The organism is Planobispora longispora (assembly GCF_016863135.1).
Lineage (GTDB): Bacteria > Actinomycetota > Actinomycetes > Streptosporangiales > Streptosporangiaceae > Planobispora > Planobispora longispora.
Genome location: NZ_BOOH01000001.1, coordinates 143,272 through 159,866, shown reverse-complemented (window position 1 = coordinate 159,866; position 16,595 = coordinate 143,272). Strand labels below are relative to the sequence as shown.

Sequence of the window (16,595 nt, the reverse complement as noted above, 5' to 3'; positions counted from 1 at the left end):
GGTCAGCGGTGCGGCGGGTCGATGCGGGAGCCGTCCGCGGTGAACAGCAGCAGGCGTGTGGCGTCGACGCCGACCCGGGCGGGCTCGCCCGTGCGCCAGACGGGGCGGGAGCCGACGCGGACGATGAGGTCGGCCCGGCGGTGGATGCCGCCCGTCTGCTCCTGGCTCTGGTACTGGGGCTCCTCGTCGGCGTCCGAGCTGGTGGGCAGCAGCCGGCGCATCATCGAGCGGATCCTGCTGCCCTGGGAGGCGTCGCTCGTGCGGGCGCTCAGCCGGGGGTCCGGGGGCTCGGGGACGGGCATCGAGGTGATGCCGGACTCGACGTAGGCGAGCCACTCGTGGCCGTGGTACTCCAGGGCGCGCACCCGCCCGAGGAAGACGGGTCCCTCGAAGGTCTCCGGGACCGGGGCCAGGCAGTCGGGCCGCAGGCCGACGAGGATCTGACTGCCCACGTGCTGGGAGATCGCGTAGGCGCGCGGATCGGTCCACGGGATCGTGATCTGGTGCGGGCCGAAGTCCAGCAGGATGAACTGGTTCTGCGGCGTGCGGACGGTCGCCGCGAGCAGGTTGAGCTGCTGGGAGTTGAGGAAGGCCGCGGTGAAGGCGGTGGCCGGGTCGTTGTAGACCTGGCCGGGGGTGCCCACGTCCTGGAGCACGCCGCGGTTCATGATGGCGATCCGGTCGGCCAGCGTCAGCGCCTCGACCTGGTCGTGCGTCACGTAGATCGTGGTGACCCCGAGGGAGCGGACCAGCGCGGAGATCTCCATGCGCAGCTCGGTGCGCATGCCGGCGTCCAGGTTGGACAGCGGCTCGTCCATCAGGAACAGCGAGGGCTGGCGCACGATCGCGCGGCCCATCGCGACCCGCTGCCGCTGGCCGCCTGAGAGCGTTCCAGGACGACGGTTGAGCGTCTCGTCGATGTGCAGCGCCTTGGACAACTCGGTGACGCGCTCCTGGACCACCGCGGGGTCGGCCTTGGCGATCTCCAGCGGGAAGGAGAGGTTGCCCCGTACGGTGCGGTGCGGATAGAGGGCGCCGTTCTGGAAGACCATGGCGACGTCGCGGTCGCGCGGCGCGAGGTCGTTGGCCAGCTGGCCGCCGAGCCACAGATCGCCCGAGGTCACCTCCTCCAGCCCCGCGATCATCCGGAGCAGGGTGGACTTCCCGCAGCCGGAGGGGCCGAGGAGCACCAGGAACTCCCCGTCGCCGGCACGCAGATTCATCCGGTCGACCGCAAGGTACCCACCGGGGTACACCTTGGTGACGTTGTCCAGGACGACGGTACTCATGCGCGCTCGTTCCTCCCGGACGCGGATGTCCGGATCCAACCCTGTGATTGATGAGGTAGTACATCGCGACACTTGCCCATGTGTCCATAGATGTCGTCAGAAATCGCACACATCCCGGTCACATCCTTGTTTCTGGTTAGTAGACGGTTGTTCTTATCGTCGGATTTTGGAGATTCGTTACCAGGTAGAGCCTGAGATGTTAAGGTTTGCGGAAACTTTCGGAAAGAGGTTCCATGGCGGTGGTGAGGCGTCCGGCAGAGCCCGCCCGGCTTGCGCCCCACCCGACCCCATGGTGAGGTACTGCTGATGGACGGTGGAGTAACGCGGATCCCCCGGTCTCGTCCCGACGGGGCCAGCACCCGGCTGGCCGACATCGCCGCCCAGGCGAAAGTGAGCGAGGCCACGGTGAGCCGGGTGCTCAACGGCAAGCCGGGGGTCTCGGCGGCGACGCGGCAGGCGGTGCTGACGGCGCTGGACCTGATGGGCTACGAGCGGCCGCAGCGGCTGCGGCAGCGCAGCAACGGCCTGGTGGGGCTGGTCACGCCGGAGCTGGACAACCCGATCTTCCCGGCCTTCGCCCAGGCCATCGAGAAGGCGCTGACCCAGCACGGCTACACGCCCGTGCTCTGCACCCAGCTGCCCGGCGGCGCGCCCGAGGACGAGTTCACCGAGCTGCTGATCGACCGCGGCGTCAGCGGCATCGTCTTCGTCTCCGGCCTGCACGCCGACGTCACCGCCCGGATGGACCGCTACTCCCGGCTCACCGACCGCGGCCTGCCGATCGTCCTGCTGGACGGCTACAGCGACCAGATCGACGCGCCCTTCATCTCCCCGGACGACCGGCTCGCCGCGCGGCTGGCCGTCCAGCACCTGGTGGACCTCGGGCACGAGCGCATCGGCCTGGCCGTGGGGCCCCGCCGGTTCGTGCCGGTGATCCGCAAGATCGAGGGCTACCGGCAGGCGATGGCCCAGCTGCTCGGATCGGCCGAGGTCGACGAGCTGATCTCGCACTCGCTGTTCTCGGTCGAGGGCGGCCAGGCGGCGGCGGTGAAGCTGCTGGAGCGGGGGTGCACCGGGATCGTGTGCGCCTCCGACCTGATGGCGCTGGGGGTCATCCGGGCCTGCCGCGACCGGGGGCTGGGAGTGCCGGAGGACGTGTCGGTGGTGGGGTTCGACGACTCGCCGCTGATCGCCTTCACCGACCCGCCGCTGACCACCGTGCGCAAACCGATCGGCTCGATGGCCTCGGCCGCGGTGGAGACCCTCGTGGAGGAGATCAACGGGGCGCCCGCCCGCCACGTCGAGCTGGTCTTCCAACCCGAGCTGGTGGTGCGCCGCTCCACCGGCTCCGGCCCCCTGGTCAACCGCTGACGGACCCCTGCCAGCCCCCGGCGCCCCGGCCGGCCGCCGACGGCCCCCGGTAACCCCTGGCGGCCGCCGGTCAACCGCCGCCGGCCGCGGTCCTCGCGGAGAGGACCCGCATCCCAGTCACCCGCGGCGATCACCGACGATCGCCGTCTTCCCGGAGAGGACCCTCGCCAGTGACCCACGACGTGGTCGTGATCGGCGGAACCGGTGTCGACACCACCGTCTACGTGCCCGAGCTGCCCCTGCCGTACGCCGACACCTACGCCGTCCCCCCGGTGATCGACCGGATCGGCAACACCGGCAGCGGCGTCGCGCTCGGCTGCCATGCCCTGGGCCTGCGGGTGAGACTCGTCGACCTGGTCGGCGACGACCCCCAGGGCCGGTTCGTCAAGGCGCACTTCGCCGAGCGGGGCATCGAGGCGGGCTGGGCCCCCGCCCCCCAGGGCACCCGGCGCAGCGTACTGCTCGTCGGCCCCGACGGACGCCGCACCTCCCTGTTCGACCCGCGCGCCGAGCCGGGGGAGCGGCTCCCGCGCGAGCTGTACCTCGACGCCGTCCGCCGCGCCCGGCACGTCCACGTGTCGATCACCGACTTCTCCCGGCACGTCTACCCCGACCTGGAGGGGCGGTCCGCCGCCACCGTCTCCACCGACCTGCACGACTGGGACGGCGAGAACGACCACCACCGCGACTTCGCCTACTCCTCCGGCCTGGTCTTCCTCTCGGAGACCGCCCTCGGCGGACGCCGCGAGAAGGTCATGCGCGACATCCGCGACCGGGGCCGCGCGGAGACCGTCGTCTGCACGGCGGGCGCCGACGGCTGCCACGTCCTGGACGCCGGCGGCCTGCGGCACTTCCCCGCCACCCCGCTGCCCGGCCCGGTGGCCGACAGCAACGGCGCGGGGGACGCCTTCGTCAGCGGCTTCCTCTACGGCAGGCTGAACGGCCGCCCGACGGAGGAGTGCGTCCGCCTCGGCGCGCTGGCCGGAGCCCACGCCTGCACGGTCCCGGGCACCCACGAGGATCCCATCACCGAGAAGGCCCTCCTCGACCGCTTCCCGGCCTGACCGCGAGGCGCTGAACCGGGCATGGCGGAGGCGCGTATCTCGCGGTGTGATGACATATCCGCGCATCCTGGTGCTCGCCGTCGTGCTCTGCACGGCCTGCTCGGCCCCCGGCGGCCCGGCCGGTGACGGGTACGGCGAGGCCGCACCGGAGAACAGGCCGATCACCGTCGAGCAGCTGGCGGCGAAGGTCGGCTGCCGGCCGAAGATCCAGATCGAGGCCGCCGAGCTGCGGCAGGCGCACTGCGCGACGCCGATGGGCGAGTTCTTCCTCACCACCTTCGCCACCCAGCGGGGCAAGGACGAGTGGATGGACGCCGCCCCCGAGTACAACCCGCACCTGGTCGGGCACCTGTGGACCGCGCTGTCCAGCCGCGACGTCCTGGAGCGCGTCCAGCGGAAGATCGGTGGCGACCTGCACCTGAAGGACCACCGGACCAAGACGCCCGCACCGGGCTGACCGGGGAGTCCGCGAAGCCCCCTCGCGGACTCCCCGGGCGGGGTCAGCGGCCGGAGCCCAGCCTCGCCAGCAGGGCGGCGGCCCGCTCCCGGTAGGCGGCCACGTTGCCCAGCTTCACGTGCTCGTAGCCGCGGATCATCTCGGGCAGTCCGGCCAGCTCGCGGACCGTCCCCTCGGTCTCCGGGGAGAGCAGGTCGAGGGCGCGGTGCACGTCCCGGGTGTACTCGGCGACGAGCTCCCGCTCGACCTTGCGCACCCCGGCCAGGCCGAACGGGTCCAGCCGGGTGCCGCGCAGCCTGCGCATGCCGTACATCACGCGGAAGGCCGGGTCGAACCAGGTGCCCAGGCGGATCTTGCGCTTCATGCCCAGGGCCCGCAGGACCGGCGGGTGCAGGTTGTAGGAGATCTTCGCGCCGGGACCGAACTCGGCGGCGATCCTGGCCCGCTCGGCCGGGTCGAGGTGGAGGCGCGCGACCTCGTACTCGTCCTTGTAGGCCATCAGCCGGTGCAGCTGCCGGGCGTACGCCTCGGTGATCGGGGTCCCGGCGGCCTGCGCCCCCCGCTGCTCCCGGACGAGCACCGCGCGGACCGCGTCGGCGTACCGGGCGGCGTAGCGCAGGTCCTGGTAGGCGGCCAGGTCCGGGATCCGGACCTCGAGCAGCCGGCGCAGCTCGCCGTCCCCGGCCGCGCCCACGGACTCGATCAGCCGCAGGACCTCGCCCTCCGGACGCGGGGCCGGGGCCTCGGGCGAGCCGGTCGCCGCCGCCACGGTCTCCGGCGCGGCCACGACCGCCCGGCCCCAGTGGAAGGCGGCCACGGTCTTCTCCGCGGACTTCCCGCCGCCCGTCCGGATGGCCCGCTCGATCGCCTGGAGGCTGAGCGGGATGAGCCCGCGCTGCCAGGCCGCGCCGAGCACGATCGTGTTGGCCGGCATGTGGTCGCCGAACAGCGCCTGGGCCAGCTCCTCGGCGTCGAGGTAGACGTTCAGCTCGCGGCGGGTCCGCGCCTCCAGCGCGCCGATCGGCGAGCCGAGCTCCGTCAGGTGCGTGGACGGGTCGAGCACCATGGAGCCGGTCGGGACCAGGCTGGTGGAGACCACGGCGACGGTCCGGTCGCGGTCGGCGGTGCGCAGGTGCTTGGGGTCGGTCGCGCCGATCAGGTCCAGGGCCAGGTAGGCGTCGACGCTGGCCGCGCTGGCCTGGCCGCTCCGGTCGCCGTCACCCTCGAAGATCAGGATGTCGGAGACGACCGTGCCGCCCTTCTGCGCCAGGCCGGTCTGGTCGAGCCCGCGGGACTGCTTGCCGTCGATCAGGGCGGCGGTGCCCAGGATCTGCGCGACCGACAGCACGCCGGTCCCGCCGATGCCGACCAGGCGGACCGTCGCCTCCCCGGCGCGGAGCTCCGGCGAGGGCGTCTCCGGAGGAGCCGGCACGGCGCGCCTGCCCGCCTTCCCGGCCTTCCCGGCCTTCTTCGCCTTCCCCGGGACCACGGTGACGAAGGACGGGCAGTCGCCCTCCACGCAGGAGTAGTCCTTGTTGCAGGACGACTGGTGGATCTCGGTCTTGCGGCCGAACTCGGTCTCCACCGGCAGCACCGACAGGCACTCGGACTTCTTCGCGCAGTCGCCGCAGCCCTCGCAGACCCGCTGGTTGATCGCCACCCGCTTGACCGGGTCGGGCAGCACGCCCTTCTTGCGCAGCCGCCGCTTCTCGGCCGCGCACTGCTGATCGTGGACCAGCACGGTCACGCCGGGGATCGCGGCCAGCTCGCGCTGGGCGTCCTCCAGCGCGCTCCGGTCGCGGACCTCGGCGATCGCGGCCAGCTTGACGCCCCGGTAGCGCTGGGGCTCGTCGGTGGTGACGATCACCCGGCGCACGCCCTCGATCTCCAGCCAGCGGGTCAGATCGGCCACCGCCAGGGACGGCTGGATCGTCTGCCCGCCGGTCATCGCGACCGCGCTGTTGTAGAGGATCTTGTAGGTGATGTTGACGCCCGCGCCGACGGCGGCCCGGACCGCGAGCGAGCCGGAGTGGTGGAAGGTGCCGTCGCCGAGGTTCTGGAAGATGTGCGGGGTGTCGGTGAACGGCGCCTGACCGATCCACTGGGTGCCCTCGCCGCCCATCTGGGTCAGGCCGGTGAGCGTGCCCTTGCCCTCGGTGTTGATGACCACCATGGTGTGGCAGCCGATGCCGGCCCCGACCGGCGCGCCGTCCGGGACGGCGGTGGAGCGGTTGTGCGGGCAGCCGGAGCAGAAGAACGGGGTGCGCTGGGCGGTGAGCAGCTTCAGCGGTTCCGGGCGGGAGATGACGGCGAGGTTCCGGGAGACCCGGTCGCCGAGGCCGGAGGGGGTCTGGTCCGTCGCGATGCCCTTGCGGCGCAGCCGGAAGGCGACGGCCTTGGCCGCCAGGTCGGCGTCCACGGCCCCCGCCTGCGGGATCAGCGGGGCGCCGTTCTCGTCGAGCTTGCCCAGCACGCGCGGGGCGCCGGCGGTGCCGTACAGGACGTCCTTGACCAGCGTCTCCAGCAGCGGCGCCTTCTCCTCCACGACCAGGATCTCCTCCAGGCCGCGGGCGAAGGCGCGGACGATCTCCGGCTCCAGCGGCCAGAGCATGCCGATCTTCAGCAGGCGGACGCCGACCTCCTCCGGCGTGATGCCGAGCTTGCGGAAGCCCTCGCGCACGTCGTAGTAGGCGGTGCCGGAGGCCGCGATCCCGAGCCAGGCGCCCGGGGGGTCGGCGGTGATCCGGTTGAGGCCGTTCTCGCGCGCGTAGGCGCGGGCCAGCTCGGTGCGCGGGCCGACGAGGGTGCGCTCCATCTCCAGCGACCACGGGGTGAGCAGGGTGGCGTTGGGCATGTGCCGGTACGGCCGGCCCTGGTATTCGACGGTGTACCCGCCGTCCCCGTCTCCGGCGCCGGGCATGACCGGGACGACCCGGTCATGCCCGACGCTCACGGTGGCGGTGCCGTCCACGACATTGGAGACGGCCTTCACCGCGACCCACAGACCGCTGGCCCGGGACGCCGCGATCGCATGGCGGCCCAGGTCCAGCAGTTCCTGGACGCTGCCAGGGTGGACGATCGGCATGCCGAGGGCGGCCAGCGCGCTCTCGGTGGCGGAGGGGAGCGTGGAGGACTTGCAGGTCGGGTCGTCGCCGCAGAAGGCGATCAGGCCGCCCAGGGGGTGGGAGCCGACGAAGTTGCCGTGCCGGAAGGCGTCGGCCGCGCGGTCCACGCCGGGCGCCTTGCCGTACCAGACGCCGAGCACGCCGGCCTTGCGCGGCCGGGGGAGCGTGGGGACGAGCTGGCTGCCCCAGGCGGCGGTGGCGCCCAGTTCCTCGTTCTGGCCGGGACGGTGCACGACGTCGAGCGGTTCGGTGTGCGCGCGGGCGCGGGCGAGCTCCAGGTCGAAACCGCCCAGCGGCGAGCCGGGGTAGCCGGACACCATCGTGCCCGTGTCGAGCCCGGCCCGGCGGTCGGCGCGCATCTGGTCGAGGATCACCCGCACCAGGGCCTGCGTGCCGTTCATGAAGACCTGGCCCTCGTCGAGGAGGTACCGGTCGTCGGGAGAGATCTCGCGGGCGTCGGCGAAGATCGTCATACTCGTGGTCCCGTCTGTCGGCCCCGCTGTGATTGCGGCAAGGCTATGTCAGAGGGGGCGGTACCCGATGTCAATATTCACGGTCATTTCCAGATGCGTTAGCATCCGCTGCCATGGATGCCACGGATCGCGCAATTCTGAGCCTCCTGCAGGTGGAGGGGCGGCTGAGCAACCAGGAACTGGCCGAGCGGGTACGGCTGACGCCCTCGCCGTGCCTGCGCCGGGTCCGCAACCTGGAGGAGACGGGGGTGATCCGCGGCTACCGGGCCGTGATCGATCCGGCCGCGGTGGGCCGCGGGTTCCAGGTCCTGGCCTACGTCGAGCTGAAGGGGCAGGACGCCGAGACCGTCACCGCCTTCGAGGCGGCCGTGATGGAGATCGACGACGTCGTCGAGTGCCTGCGCATGTTCGGCCACCCCGACTACGTGCTGCGGGTCGCGGTGCCCGACATGGAGGCCTACAGCCAGCTCCGCCTGGAGAGGCTCGGCCGCCTGCCCGGCCTGGACAAGCTCACCTCGCAGATCGCGATGAAGGCCCTCAAGCCCGGCGGCGTGCTCCCGCTGTGAGCTCCGGGGGCGCGGTGGCGCGGTGGCGCGCCCCCGGAAGGTGGGGCCCGCACGTCGGTGCGGGCCTCTGAGGCGGGGCCGGAACGCAGGGTTCTCGGTGGTCTTCTAGTCGGCGTCGTAGTGCCAGTACGTGCAATAAGTCTTACTGACCCCTGACTTCCAGACGGCCATGCATGCGCGCATGGTCATATATCTGTGCTTGTAGGCCGGACTTTTGGCGCGGTTTCCCAGACCGCATTGCGCCCAGGTGCTTCCACCGTCGCCGGATCGATCGACCCATGTCAGGTCGCCGGACCTGTGGCCCTTCATCTGGGCGTAGGACCGGTCCTTAACCGAACCGCCAAAAATCCCTGCCTGCCGGAGTTCGACGGTCACCTGCCGCCAGCCGTGGTCGGTGTCCGTCCACACCGATTGCGATTTCAGCAGGGAGGAGGAGACGTTGATACTGGTGGATTCGCCGCAAGAGGCGGCGTTCGCAGAACCTGTGCTCAGTGCGACCAGTGACACCGCCGCCACGGTCAACGAGACGGCGGTGGACAGCGTGCGCGAAGCCATTCTGTTCTCCTTCTGTAGGTTCCGTAAGAGTGAACCAAGGCGGAAGCGCGCACCGATAGGGATTCGACGGCATTCGAATATCATTTACATGAGCTGTGATCGCTGTAAGAGTAGATGTTTCGAGTCTTTCTCGGACCAGGTTCGCACCCTCTCCAGCCGCACTGGAAATCATCAGGGGAACCCCGGGAAGCGACCTGGTGCGCCGTTCTCATCCTTCGGCTCCACCCCGCCCGTAACCGGTGCCACGGCGATGCCGATCGCCGTGGGTTGTTTGGCGGGCGGTGTGCCGGGGAGTCGGTCTGCGCTGGAGACGTCGAGCGAACCGGGGAGTGGCCCTGATGATCCGTGGTCTCGTGCGAGGGAGCGTGGCCGGGTTGCTCGCCACCGCCGCGATGAGCGTGGTGATGGTCGCCGGGGACCGGGCCGGGCTGATGCGCGACCAGCCGCCCAAGCGCATCACCCGCGCGTTCCTGCCGGGGAACCGGCACCGGCCGAAGCCGGGCGAGGGGGTGCTCGGCGCCCTCGCGCACGCGGGGTTCGGCGCCGCCGGAGGCGCGCTGTTCGGCCTGCTGGCGCGGGGACACCGCCCCCCGGTCCCGGCCGGAGTCGGGTACGCCCTGGCGATCTGGCTGGCCAGCTACCAGGGGTGGGTGCCCGCGCTCGGCATCCTGCCGCCGATCTCCCGCGACCGGCCGGGCCGCGTCGCGGTGATGGGGGCCGGTCACGTGGTGTACGGCGCCGCGCTCGCCGCCGCGATGAGCCGCCTGAACCGCGACCTCCCGGACCGCGACGCGGGCCGTGACGAATCGACCCGTGAGTCCCCGGCCGCGGTGTTCGCGATGGGCGGCGCTTCGGACATGGCCCTTTTCTGGGCCTGAGGCGGGCCGGGCGGTCGGGGCCGGGGTTCTCGCGGGCGTGAGGCGGGCCGAGCCGGCCCCCGGTCTCAGCGTTTGCCGAAGGTGATGGCCCGCAGCAGGTCGGCGGCGGGCCGGTCGAGGACCGTGACGCTCGCCGCCGGGGGGAGCGTTCCGGTGCGGGCGCGGGCGACCAGCCGCTGCCAGCGGCGGCAGTGCCGGGCGAAGAGGGCGGGGGCCACGACCCGGCCGCGGGAGAGCTGTCCCTCGCGGGCCGTCCGGGGATCGACGTCGAGCATGACGAGGTGCATCCCGGCGCCGGACAGGCGGGCGATCCAGGCCAGGCCGTACACGATGTGCGGCCAGGTGCCCCGGCTGTGCGCGACGACCGTCCGGCCGCGGAGCACCGCGCTGACGATGCGCGCCATGTGGGTGGCGTGCACGATCGGGGTGCGCAGGCGCGGCGGGAGCGGGGCGAGACGGGGCGCCCACCACGCGCGGGCCTGCCGCGAGTCGATCACCACGGTGTCACCGGCCGTCACCGGCCCGGTCTCGTCGCCGCGCAGGCCGTACAACCGGTCCAGCAGGGTGCTCTTGCCCGCGCCGGGCAGGCCGGTGATCAGCACCAGGGATGCCGCCGGATAGGTCAGGTCCTCGACGGACGGCGGGCAGGCCGGTGTAGCGGCCACGTGCACCTCGCATGGGGGTCGGGAGATCAGGGAGACCGTCCTCCAATCATGCGTGCTGCCAGGACCTCTTCGGCACATGGGAGAGGCCGGGCATCCCCCGGGGCGGTTCCGGCCGCGCCCGCCCGCCCCGGGTCGTGACCCGCGCCCGCGGACCGGAGCGCGTCCGCGGCCGGTGGGAGGGGGAGCCCCCCGGCGGCGGAGTGCCCTTTCCCGGGCGGTGGGCTATGGTCCAGGTGATGAGGGGACCGCAGTGGGGAACACGCAGGCCCACCGCCGTAGCGGCCGTGGTGGGGCTGGTTCTGGCGGTCGTCCTGTCGGCCGCCGCTCCCTCTCCGTGGTCCGGCGGGTGGCGTTCCGCCGGAACCGGCGCCGCCCTCTGGGTCCTCCAGGGCACCGACACGCACCCGTCGACCGCGCCGAGGGCCCTGTCCGGCGGGGCCGAGCACCTTCCGGCTCCGGGACAGCCGCGCTCCCTGACGTTCACGGGGACGTCGGCGGAGGTTCCCGTCCTCGTACGGCTCGCCCGGTACGACGTCCGTCCGGCGGGTGACCCCAGGCGGGTGGCGCAGCGGGCCGTCACCCCGCGCAGCCCTCCGGCCCGCTGAGCGGTCCTTCCTCTTCTCCCGGCCTCCGCCGGACCTTCCCCGGCCTCCGCCGGGCGTTTCCCGGCCTCCACCGAGCAGCGGGCTCGGCGGAGGCCCCCGCGCCATGCCCGAGTACGGCGGCGCGTCACTCCGCGGGCGCCGCGCGGACCCGGCCGCCTTTCTCCGGCCCGGTCCCGGCGGCCCGCGGCATGCCCTGATCCCGCTTCCCGAAAGGATCTGATCACCATGACCGCAGACGTCCGTCTCAGCGACGTCCAGCTGGCTTCCATCCGCGAGGAGCTGCGAGGGCAGCTGTTCCGCTGGACCAAGCGACTGGCCGAGCTGGAGGCCGCGGTGAACGACGACGCGGTGGAAGTCTCCGCCAAGCCGGATGTCCTCGCCGACATCGTCTCCGTCGAGCGCAACATCGCCGTCGTGCGCGCCGCCCTGCGGAACATCGCGGAACTGGTCTACGGCCGCTGCGAGGGCTGCGGCGCGGACATCCCGTTCGAGCGCCTCAAGGCGCGTCCGCTGGCGGCCTTCTGCGTGGGCTGCCAGCGCCGCCGGGAGGTCCGCTGAGGTCGGCGGACCCCGCCGGGCCGAGTCCCACTGAGGTCCGCTGAGACCCGTCGGGACCCGCTGGGCGGCCGGTCCGGAGCGGTGGGGCTTCTCCCCTCCGGGCCGGCCGCCCCGCTCCGGGACGGCTCGCGCCTCCCCGCGGGCCCCGCGGCTCCCGGGCCCGCCCGGGGCGGGACGGACCGGTCAGTAGGAGGAGCCCGGCGCCGAGGTCGTCGCGGACGGGGAGGGCGCCGCCGGTGGGGCGGAGGGCGGCGCCGAGGCCCCCCGCCCCGCCCCCGCCGGGCGGATCAGGCCGACCAGGCCGTGCGCGCCGCCGTCGACGCCCGCGCTGAACCACAGGGCGTCCTCGCCGCCCACCGTCGCGGTGCCGGGCTCCAGGTCCCACAGGCCGCCCAGCGTGATCGGCCGGCCGCCGGAGGTGCGCAGCGGCCCGAGCAGGCGGCCGGTGCGCGGGTCGTAGGCGTTGATCCGCCCGTCGCCGAAGTTGCCCACCAGCAGCGTGCCGGAGCGGGCGCCGAAGTCGCGGGGGGCGAGCGTCATCGCCCAGGGGGCGTTCAGCGCGCCGCGGGCGGCGAAGCGGCCCACGAACCGGCCGTCGCCGTCGAACTGGCTGACGAACCCCTTGCCCGGCCCCGCCACCGCCTTGCCGGTCTCCGGATCGCGTTTGGCGTAGGCCACGAGGACGGAGCGGCCCACGACCTCGACGTTGAACGCCGAGTAGTCACGGGGCAGGGCGGGATCGCGGAACGCGCGCCGGTGCGTGCGCAGGCGGTCGAAGTCGCCGTCGAAGACGTGGACGCGGTTGTGCGCGAAGTCGGCGGCCAGCAGCCGCGGCCCCCGGTTGGTCTGGGCCAGGGCGAGGCCCTTGAAGTCGGCGCCGCGCACGAACGCGCCGATGATCGCGTCGTCGGGGTCGGCCTGGGCGTTCCAGCCGGTGATCGCCCCGCTGGGGCTGGCGAAGATGAACGTCGCGGGGCCCTGCCCGCCCGGACCCTTCACGGTGAACTCCTGGCCCGGGTTGACCACCTGCCCGGTGGGCCTGCCGCCGGGGACGCGGACCCGGGTCTTCTCCTGTTTCACGCCTCCCCGGCCGCCGGAGTAGACGGTGGCCAGGTCGCCGCCGGTGGCCGACACCCACAACGTCTTGCCCATGGCCATGCCCCACGGGTTGATCAGTGCGGGGTCGGTCACCGCGGCCCGGCCCCTGACGTCCGATACCAGGTTGGTGACGGTGAAACGGCTGCGCGTCTGGGTCTGGCCGTGGCCCTCGCCGCCGGTCGCGGCGTGCGCCGTACCGGCCGCGAGAGCCAGCAGAGCCGTACAGGTCGTGACGGTGCGTGCTCGCATTGATGCCTCCTCTGTCCGGGAGTGCTGTCGCCGCGAGATACGCGTGGGGCGGGTGCCCGGTTCAGTGACCGCGCCGGGCGGGGCGGGCGCCGGGCGGCGCGATCACTGAACCGGGACGTCCACCCGGCCGGGCCGGGGGTCCGGAGGGTCAGCCGGCGGGGCGCAGCGCCGCCGCCTCGGCGGCCAGCTTCTCGATCCGGGCGTAGTCGCCCGTGGCCAGGGCGTCGGCCGGGGTGAGCCAGGTCCCGCCCACGCAGCCGACGTTCGGCAGCGCGAGGTAGTCGGGGGCCGTGGCGAGCTTGATCCCGCCCGTCGGGCAGAACCGCACGCCGGGCAGGGGACCGCCCAGCGACTTCAGGTACGGCAGCCCGCCCGCGGCCTCGGCCGGGAAGAACTTCATCTCGGTCAGCCCGCGCTCGGCCAGCGCCATGACCTCCGACGCGGTCGCCACCCCCGCCAGGAACGGCAGGCCGCTGCCCTCCATGGCGTCCACCAAGGCGGCCGTGCTGCCCGGGCTGACCAGGAACTTCGCTCCCGCCTGCGCGGAGGCGCGCACGTCGTCGGCGGTCCGGACGGTCCCGGTGCCGATCACCGCCTCGGGGACCTCCGCGGCGATCCGCCGGACCGCCTCCAGCGCGGGGGCGGTGCGCAGCGTGACCTCGATGACCGGCAGGCCGCCCGCCACCAGGGCGCGCGCCAGGGGCACCGCGGTCTCCAGGTCGTCGATGACGACGACCGGGATCACCGGGGCGATGTCGAGAAGGCTCATGCGTACTCCATCGGAGAGGTGGTCAGGCGCTGGCGCAGCCAGGCCGCCGCGCCGGTGAGCGCGGGTTGCGGCGCCACGATCAGCGTCGTGGCGATGGCGGACAGGTAGTCGCCGAGCGCCGGGCTGGCCTCGAAGCGGCGCCGGAAGTCGCTGGCGCGCACCCGGTCCACGATACGGGGCAGCACGCCGCCGCCCAGGTAGACGCCGCCGCGGGCGCCCAGGGTCAGCGCGACGTTCCCGGCGAAGGTGCCGAGCAGGCCGCAGAAGACCTCGACGGTCTCGGCGCACAGGGAGTCGTCCAGCCGCGCCACGATGTCCGCGGGGGACAGGGACGGCGCGTCCACGCCGTGGACCCTGGCCAGGCCGCGGTGGATCCGGGCCAGGCCCGGACCCGACAGCAGGTGCTCGGCCACCACGTGCTCCAGGCCGTCCGCGCGCAGCGCCCGGACGATCTCGTGGTCCCGCTCGTCCAGGACCGGCACGGTGACGTGCCCGCCCTCGCCCGGAATCGGCACCCAGCCCTCCGCGGCGGGCACCAGCCCGGCGACGCCCATCCCCGTCCCGGGGCCGAGCACCGCCTTGACCCCGCGCGAGGGCTCGGGGCCGCCGAGGGAGAGCAGGTCGCCGCCGGTCAGGTGGGGCAGGGAGGCGGCGAGCGCCTCGAAGTCGTTGAGCAGCTCGACACGGGCGATCCCCAGGTCGCGGACCGAGCCCGACCATCCGGCGTTGGTCAGCCGGTAGCGGTCGCCGTCGATCGGGCCGGCGATCGCGATGCAGGCCGCTCCCGGCCGAACTCCGCCCGCGTGCTCCGCGAGATAGGCGGCTACGGCTTCGGGAAGACCCGCGTGGTCTTTTCCGGTCAGTACGGCCACCGCCTCGGGCTGCCCGCCCGGCTCGGTGATCAGGCCGAAACGGGCGTTGGTGCCGCCGACGTCGGCGACGAGCCAGGGTGTCGTCACGCCGCCCCGTCCCCCTCCGCCGGGCCTGCGCCGGCCAGGCTCTCGGAGCGGCCGTTGAGGGCGAAGATGCCGGCGCCGCGCTCGGCGGGCCCGGCCGTACGGCGGAACGCCTCGAACAGCTCGCGGCCGGTGCCCACCCACTGGGCGTCGGTGAGCGGCGCGCCCTGCGGGGTGCGGGCGGCCAGCTCCCCGGCCGGGACGAGCAGCTCCAGGGTGCCCGCCACCGAGTCGAGGCGGATCGGGTCGCCGTCCTGGACCAGCGCGATCGGGCCCCCGCGGGCGGCCTCGGGCGACAGGTGGATGGCGGCCGGGACCTTGCCCGAGGCGCCCGACATGCGGCCGTCGGTGACGATCGCCACCTTCTGGCCGCGGTCCAGCAGCACCGCCATCGGCGGGGTGAGCTTGTGCAGCTCGGGCATGCCGTTGGCGCTGGGGCCCTGGTAGCGGATGACCGCCACGAAGTCCTGCCCGTCCAGCTCGCCCGCCTCGAAGGCGCGCAGCAGCTCCAGCTGGTCGTCGAAGACCTTGGCCGGGGCCTCGACCACCAGGTGCTCCTTCTTGACGGCGGAGACCTTGATGACCGCGCGGCCCAGGTTGCCGTCGAGCATCTGGGTGCCGCCGTCGGCGGAGAACGGGTCGCTCACCGGCCGGAGCACGTCGAGGTCGGCGCTGCCCTCGGTCCGCTCGGCCCAGACCAGCTCGCCGTCCTTCAAATCGGCGGCGGAGCGGTAGTGGTCGAGCCCCTGGCCGGCGATCGTGAGCACGTCGTTGTGGAGCAGCCCCGCGTCGAGCAGGTCGCCGATGAGCACCTGCATGCCGCCCGCGGCCTGGAAGTGGTTCACGTCGGCCTGGCCGTTGGGGTACATCCGGGTCAGCAGCGGCACGGCCTTGGACAGGTCGGCCAGGTCGTCCCAGAGCAGCTCGACGCCGGCCGCCGCGGCGATGGCGACGAGGTGCATGGTGTGGTTGGTCGAGCCGCCGGTGGCCAGCAGCGCCACGCAGGCGTTGACGATCGCCTTCTCGTCGACCACCCGGCCGACGGGGGCGTACTCGGCGCCGTGCGCGGTGATCTCCACCGCCCGCCTGCCCGCGGCCCTGGTCAGGGCCTCGCGCAGCTCGGTGCGCGGGTTGACGAACGTCGAGCCCGGCAGGTGCAGGCCCATGACCTCGATCATGACCTGGTTGGAGTTGGCGGTGCCGTAGAAGGTGCAGGTGCCGGGGGAGTGGTAGGACTGCATCTCGGAGTCCAGCAGCTCGGCCTTGCCGACCTTGCCCTCGGCGAACAGCTGCCGGGTGCGGGCCTTGGCCTTGTTGGGCAGGCCGGAGGTCATCGGACCGGCGGGCACGAACACCGCGGGCAGGTGGCCGAAGTGCAGCGCGCCGATCAGCAGGCCCGGCACGATCTTGTCGCAGACGCCCAGCATGAGCGAGGCGTCGAACATGTCGTGGGAGAGCGCGATCGCGGTGGCCATCGCGATGACCTCGCGGCTGTAGAGCGACAGCTCCATGCCCGCGCGGCCCTGCGTGATGCCGTCGCACATCGCGGGCACGCCGCCGGCGAACTGGGCGATGCCGCCCGCCGCGCGGACCGCCGCCTTCAGGATCGGCGGGTAGGTCTCGTACGGCTGGTGCGCCGAGAGCATGTCGTTGTAGCTGGACACGATCGCCACGCCCGGCCGGACGAAGGCGCGCAGGTCGGGCTTGTCGGTCTCCGGGGCGCCGGCGAAACCGTGCGCCAGGTTGGCGCAGCCCAGGGCGGAACGGGCGGGACCGCGCTCGCGGGCCGCCTCGGCCTCGGCGTCGAGCCGGGCCAGGTAGGCGGTGCGGCTGGCGCGGCTGCGCTCGATCAGGCGGTCGGTGACCTCTCGGACGACGGGGTGCATCCGGCCTCCTCCATTGGGTTCGCGTCGGTCG

Annotated in this window: 15 protein-coding genes; 7 read left to right on the top strand and 8 right to left on the bottom strand. The window is 73.2% G+C overall.

The features are described 5' to 3' along the window. Nucleotides 1-2 precede the first annotated feature (2 nt). Nucleotides 3-1,289, bottom strand: coding sequence for an ABC transporter ATP-binding protein (locus tag Plo01_RS00710; protein WP_203888462.1), 1,287 nt, complete (start codon nucleotides 1,287-1,289; stop codon nucleotides 3-5). Nucleotides 1,290-1,595: 306 nt separating this feature from the next. On the opposite strand from Plo01_RS00710, the gene Plo01_RS00705 reads away from it, so the two are divergent. The 3 genes from Plo01_RS00705 to Plo01_RS00695 all read left to right on the top strand — a co-directional run bounded on the left by Plo01_RS00705 (nucleotide 1,596) and on the right by Plo01_RS00695 (nucleotide 4,181). Next, nucleotides 1,596-2,660: a LacI family DNA-binding transcriptional regulator gene (locus tag Plo01_RS00705; protein WP_203888461.1), complete on the top strand. Its 1,065-nt coding sequence runs from the start codon at nucleotides 1,596-1,598 to the stop codon at nucleotides 2,658-2,660. Nucleotides 2,661-2,830: 170 nt separating this feature from the next. After that, the gene (locus Plo01_RS00700) at nucleotides 2,831-3,724 is read left to right on the top strand and encodes a carbohydrate kinase family protein (RefSeq protein WP_203888460.1); all 894 of its coding nucleotides are present in this window, start codon (nucleotides 2,831-2,833) and stop codon (nucleotides 3,722-3,724) included. Nucleotides 3,725-3,773: 49 nt separating this feature from the next. Further along, nucleotides 3,774-4,181, top strand: a complete 408-nt coding sequence (locus Plo01_RS00695; protein WP_239315715.1) for a hypothetical protein — start codon at nucleotides 3,774-3,776, stop codon at nucleotides 4,179-4,181. 43 nt (nucleotides 4,182-4,224) lie between these two features. Here Plo01_RS00695 and Plo01_RS00690 read toward each other — a convergent pair whose 3' ends face one another. Beyond that, nucleotides 4,225-7,779 (bottom strand): indolepyruvate ferredoxin oxidoreductase family protein, encoded by a 3,555-nt coding sequence (locus tag Plo01_RS00690; protein WP_203888458.1) that lies wholly within the window; start codon nucleotides 7,777-7,779, stop codon nucleotides 4,225-4,227. Nucleotides 7,780-7,892: 113 nt separating this feature from the next. Here Plo01_RS00690 and Plo01_RS00685 point away from each other — a divergent pair, with 113 nt between their 5' ends. Further along, on the top strand, nucleotides 7,893-8,345 hold the full coding sequence (locus tag Plo01_RS00685; RefSeq protein WP_203888457.1) for an Lrp/AsnC family transcriptional regulator: 453 nt from the start codon (nucleotides 7,893-7,895) through the stop codon (nucleotides 8,343-8,345). A gap of 105 nt (nucleotides 8,346-8,450) precedes the next feature. Here Plo01_RS00685 and Plo01_RS00680 read toward each other — a convergent pair whose 3' ends face one another. Next, entirely contained in the window at nucleotides 8,451-8,900 is a 450-nt protein-coding gene (locus Plo01_RS00680) for a hypothetical protein (protein ID WP_203888456.1), read from the bottom strand. 338 nt (nucleotides 8,901-9,238) lie between these two features. Here Plo01_RS00680 and Plo01_RS00675 point away from each other — a divergent pair, with 338 nt between their 5' ends. Continuing rightward, nucleotides 9,239-9,778: a DUF6789 family protein gene (locus Plo01_RS00675; RefSeq protein ID WP_203888455.1), complete on the top strand. Its 540-nt coding sequence runs from the start codon at nucleotides 9,239-9,241 to the stop codon at nucleotides 9,776-9,778. A gap of 65 nt (nucleotides 9,779-9,843) precedes the next feature. Here Plo01_RS00675 and Plo01_RS00670 read toward each other — a convergent pair whose 3' ends face one another. Beyond that, entirely contained in the window at nucleotides 9,844-10,443 is a 600-nt protein-coding gene (locus Plo01_RS00670; protein ID WP_203888454.1) for an AAA family ATPase, read from the bottom strand. A gap of 236 nt (nucleotides 10,444-10,679) precedes the next feature. On the opposite strand from Plo01_RS00670, the gene Plo01_RS00665 reads away from it, so the two are divergent. Both Plo01_RS00665 and Plo01_RS00660 read left to right on the top strand, forming a co-directional pair. Then, entirely contained in the window at nucleotides 10,680-11,048 is a 369-nt protein-coding gene (locus tag Plo01_RS00665) for a hypothetical protein (RefSeq protein WP_203888453.1), read from the top strand. Nucleotides 11,049-11,273: 225 nt separating this feature from the next. Beyond that, nucleotides 11,274-11,606: a TraR/DksA family transcriptional regulator gene (locus Plo01_RS00660; protein ID WP_203888452.1), complete on the top strand. Its 333-nt coding sequence runs from the start codon at nucleotides 11,274-11,276 to the stop codon at nucleotides 11,604-11,606. Between the two features lie 183 nt (nucleotides 11,607-11,789). Here Plo01_RS00660 and Plo01_RS00655 read toward each other — a convergent pair whose 3' ends face one another. From Plo01_RS00655 to edd, 4 genes are all read right to left on the bottom strand, one after another. After that, the gene (locus Plo01_RS00655; protein WP_203888451.1) at nucleotides 11,790-12,953 is read right to left on the bottom strand and encodes a TIGR03118 family protein; all 1,164 of its coding nucleotides are present in this window, start codon (nucleotides 12,951-12,953) and stop codon (nucleotides 11,790-11,792) included. Between the two features lie 148 nt (nucleotides 12,954-13,101). Further along, nucleotides 13,102-13,722, bottom strand: coding sequence for a bifunctional 4-hydroxy-2-oxoglutarate aldolase/2-dehydro-3-deoxy-phosphogluconate aldolase (eda, locus tag Plo01_RS00650; RefSeq protein ID WP_203888450.1), 621 nt, complete (start codon nucleotides 13,720-13,722; stop codon nucleotides 13,102-13,104). Beyond that, nucleotides 13,719-14,681, bottom strand: coding sequence for a glucokinase (gene glk / locus Plo01_RS00645; protein ID WP_203888449.1), 963 nt, complete (start codon nucleotides 14,679-14,681; stop codon nucleotides 13,719-13,721). Before glk ends, eda begins: the two co-directional genes overlap by 4 nt. After that, a complete protein-coding gene (edd, locus tag Plo01_RS00640; RefSeq protein WP_203888448.1) occupies nucleotides 14,678-16,564 on the bottom strand; it encodes a phosphogluconate dehydratase in 1,887 nt (628 codons plus the stop codon). Before edd ends, glk begins: the two co-directional genes overlap by 4 nt. Nucleotides 16,565-16,595: the final 31 nt, after the last annotated feature.